The organism is Streptomyces sparsus (genome assembly GCF_054776295.1).
Genome location: NZ_BAAHCA010000508.1, coordinates 1 through 3,531 on the forward strand (window position 1 = coordinate 1; position 3,531 = coordinate 3,531).

A 3,531-nucleotide genomic window follows, 5' to 3' on the forward strand; every position below is an offset into this window, starting at 1 on the left:
AGCGCGGGCCAGCTCGACGAACCGGTGCCGACCCCGAAGGAGACCATGGGCAGGCTCGCGGCCACCGACGTCAGCGAGGTGGCGGTGAAACCGACCGGGCGGCCGTCGGGGCGGACGGCCGTGATCACCGCCACACCGGCCGCGTGCTGGCGGAAGACGGCGCGCAGCAGCGCCCCGCCCGCGTCCGCCGCGTCGGTGCTCTCCGTGGCTGCGAGGGAGCCCGACGGGCTCATCGCTTGGTTCCCGGCCATATGAGGCCACCCTGACGAGGCGTCCGCTCACACGTCAAGCGGGCCTCGGATCCGGCGACCCTGACCTGTCCGGACCGGCTGGACCGGCTCATGGGCGTTCTCCTCTCCCGCATCTCCGGTACCCGCTCCGCACTCCGACCGCCCCGCACTCCGCCACCGCTTCTCACCGCACGGCGCCGAGTGCGGCGATCACGTCCGCCTTCCGGGGCTGGCCGGTGGCCCTCCGTACGATCCGTCCGGCGGCGTCCAGCACCAGCACCGTCGGGGTGCTCTCGATGCGCAGGGCGCGGACGAGTTCCAGTCGGGACTCCGCGTCGATCTCCGCGTGCACCACCCCGGTGACCAGTTCACCGACGTCGCGCAGGACCCGCCGGGTGGCCCGGCAAGGCTGGCAGAAGGCGCTGGAGAACTGCACCAGGGTGGCGCGACCGCCCAGACGCTCGACGCCGATCGCCTCGGCGGTGAGTCGCGGCTGCTCCTGCGGTGCCTGCACGGTGCTGTCCTCTCGCGTGTCGGCCGGTGTGCGCCCCGTGACGCGTACAGCAACCCGGGGACGGACCGCATTCCCGGGCGGCGCCGCACGGTACCCGGTCGCGCACACCCGGCGGCGGTGACGTGACGTGTATCTCCTAGGCTCAAGGGTGGCAAGCGAAGTTACGCCAACGTAGGTTCAGGGCATGCACCGCCGGGAGAACCCTCCCCAGGCAGCCTCACGAAGGGTCCCCCGACATGGCAGAGATCGTCTATCCCCCCGTCATCGGCGCAGCGAAGACGCTGTTCAAGGTCTGGGACCTGCGCTTCGACATCGCCGGCACCGAGCACATCCCCCGGCGCGGGGGCGCGGTCCTGGTCAGCAACCACATCGGATACCTGGACTTCGTCTTCGCCGGGCTCACCGCGCGGCCCGCGAAGCGCCTGGTGCGGTTCATGGCGAAGGAGTCCGTCTTCCGCCACAAGGTGTCGGGGCCGCTGATGCGGGCCATGAAGCACATCCCCGTGGACCGGGCCGCCGGCATGGGCGCCTACAAGCACGCGGTCACCGCGCTGCGGGAGGGCGAGATCATCGGCGTCTTCCCGGAGGCGACGATCTCGCAGTCGTTCACCCTGAAGTCCTTCAAGACCGGCGCGGCCCGCATGGCGCAGGAGGCCGGGGTGCCGCTGCTGCCGGTGGCGCTGTGGGGCACCCAGCGGGTGTGGACCAAGGGCCGCAAGCGCGACTTCGGACGCAACCACTTCCCGATCACCATCCGCGTCGGCGAGCCGGTGCACCCGGAGGAGGGTGAGACGGCGGCCCGCGTCACGGAGCGGCTGCGGGGACGCATGCAGGAGCTGCTGGAGTCGGCACAGCGCGCCTACCCGGCGCAGCCCGCGGGCCCGGAGGACTCCTGGTGGCTGCCCGCCCACCTGGGAGGCACCGCGCCGCTGCCCGCGCAGACCGCCTGAGTTCCGAGCACGGCGAAGGGGGCCGCCTGGGAAGGCGGCCCCCTTCCGCAGTGGGCGCGTCAGACCCCCCGCGCCGCGATGGGCGGTCAGGCGGTCAGGTCGCGGACTCCTCGCGGAGAGCGGCGATGAAGCCGTCCACGTCCTCCTCGGTGGTGTCGAAGGAGCACATCCACCGGACGTCGCCCGCGGCCTCGTCCCAGAAGTAGAAGCGGTAGCGCTTCTGGAGGCGTTCGGAGACCTCGCGGGGCAGCCGTGCGAACACCGCGTTGGCCTGCACCGGGTACAGGATCTCGACGCCCGGCACGGTGCGGACGCCCGCCTCCAGGCGCCGGGCCATGGCGTTGGCGTGCGAGGCGTTGCGCAGCCACAGGTCGCCGGCGAGCAGCGCCTCCAGTTGCACGGACACGAAGCGCATCTTCGACGCGAGCTGCATGGAGAGCTTGCGCAGGTGCTTCATGGCGCGCACCCGGTCCGGGTCGAGCACCACGACGGCCTCCCCGAAGACGGCGCCGTTCTTGGTGCCGCCGAAGGAGAGCACGTCGACCCCGGCCACGTTGGTGAAGGTCCGCATCGGCACGTCGAGTGAGGCCGCCGCGTTGGCTATCCGCGCGCCGTCGAGGTGGACGGCCATGCCCCGCTCGTGGGCGTGCACGCAGATCGCGCGGATCTCCTCGGGCGTGTAGACGGTGCCGAGTTCGGTGTTCTGCGTGATCGACACGACCTGCGGCATGGCGCGGTGCTCGTCGTCCCAGCCGTGTGCCTCGCGGTCGATCAGCTCAGGGGTGAGCTTGCCGTCCTCGGTGGGCACGGTCAGCAGCTTCAGCCCGCCGACCCGCTCCGGCGCCCCGCACTCGTCGACGTTGATGTGCGCGGACTCCGCGGTGATCACCGCGCCCCAGCGGTCGGTCAGCGCCTGGAGCGCGACGACGTTGGCACCGGTGCCGTTGAAGACCGGGAAGGTCTGGGCGCGGGCGCCGAAGTGCCGGCGGACGACCTGCTGCAGGTGCTCGGTGTACTCGTCGCCTCCGTAGGCGGTCTGGTGCCCGTCGTTGGCCAGGGCCATGGCGGCGAGCACCTCCGGGTGCGCGCCCGCGTAGTTGTCGCTGGCGAATCCGCGGACCCGGGGGTCGTGGCGGCGCTTGGCGTCCGTCCTCACGGTTGGGGTGTGAGCCACAGGCGTTTTCCGTTCACTTCCTCGGCGGGCCTCGTCCAGGTGTCGACGACGGACTCGGCGAGGTCCGTGACGTCGGTGAAGCCGGCGAACTTGGCCTGCGGTCGCTCGGCCCGCATCGCGTCGTGCACCAGTGCCTTCACGACCAGGATCGCAGCCGCGGCCGGCGGTCCGCTGTCGGCCCCCGCCTTGCGGAAGGCGTCACCGAGCGCCAGCGTCCAGGCCTCCGCGGCGGCCTTGGCGGCGGAGTACGCCGCGTTGCCGGCAGTGGGCTTGCTCGCCCCGGCCGCGCTGACCAGCAGGAAGCGGCCGTTGCCGCTGCGCTTGAGAGCGCCTTCGAAGGCCAGCGAGGTGTGCTGCACGGTACGGACGAGCAGCTTGTCGAGCAGGTCCCAGTCGGCGAGGTCGGTCTCGGCGAAGGTGGCCGAGCCGCGCCAGCCGCCCACCAGGTGGACCAGGCCGTCGATGCGTCCGAACTCCTGCTCGGTGCGGTCCGCCCACGCGCGGGTGGCGTCCAGGTCCAGCAGGTCCACGGTCTCGCCGGTGACGGTGGCACCGCCGTGCGCGAAGCGGGCGGCGTCCACGCCCTGGGCGAGCCGTTCCACGTCGGCGTCTGCCCCCACCACCACGGCGCCCGCCTCCGCGAGGCGCAGCAGCGCGGCGGAG

5 protein-coding genes are annotated in these 3,531 nt (G+C 72.4%); 1 reads left to right on the forward strand and 4 read right to left on the reverse strand.

Annotation, left to right across the window (positions count from 1 at the left end; all coding sequences use genetic code 11):
• Together ACYVE9_RS19325 and ACYVE9_RS19330 are read right to left on the reverse strand one after the other, a co-directional pair.
• Positions 1-233: flavin reductase family protein (locus ACYVE9_RS19325; protein ID WP_461029145.1), on the reverse strand; the 233-nt coding region annotated here is incomplete at its 3' end.
• Positions 234-414: 181 nt separating this feature from the next.
• Positions 415-744, reverse strand: coding sequence for a TlpA family protein disulfide reductase (locus ACYVE9_RS19330; protein WP_461029141.1), 330 nt, complete (start codon positions 742-744; stop codon positions 415-417).
• Positions 745-980: 236 nt separating this feature from the next.
• Here ACYVE9_RS19330 and ACYVE9_RS19335 point away from each other — a divergent pair, with 236 nt between their 5' ends.
• The gene (locus ACYVE9_RS19335) at positions 981-1,694 is read left to right on the forward strand and encodes a lysophospholipid acyltransferase family protein (RefSeq protein WP_461029142.1); all 714 of its coding nucleotides are present in this window, start codon (positions 981-983) and stop codon (positions 1,692-1,694) included.
• Between the two features lie 94 nt (positions 1,695-1,788).
• Here ACYVE9_RS19335 and ACYVE9_RS19340 read toward each other — a convergent pair whose 3' ends face one another.
• Positions 1,789-2,868 (reverse strand): threonine aldolase family protein, encoded by a 1,080-nt coding sequence (locus tag ACYVE9_RS19340; RefSeq protein ID WP_461029143.1) that lies wholly within the window; start codon positions 2,866-2,868, stop codon positions 1,789-1,791.
• Positions 2,847-3,531: SDR family NAD(P)-dependent oxidoreductase (locus tag ACYVE9_RS19345; RefSeq protein ID WP_461029144.1), on the reverse strand; the 685-nt coding region annotated here is incomplete at its 5' end. The genes ACYVE9_RS19345 and ACYVE9_RS19340, both read right to left, overlap by 22 nt.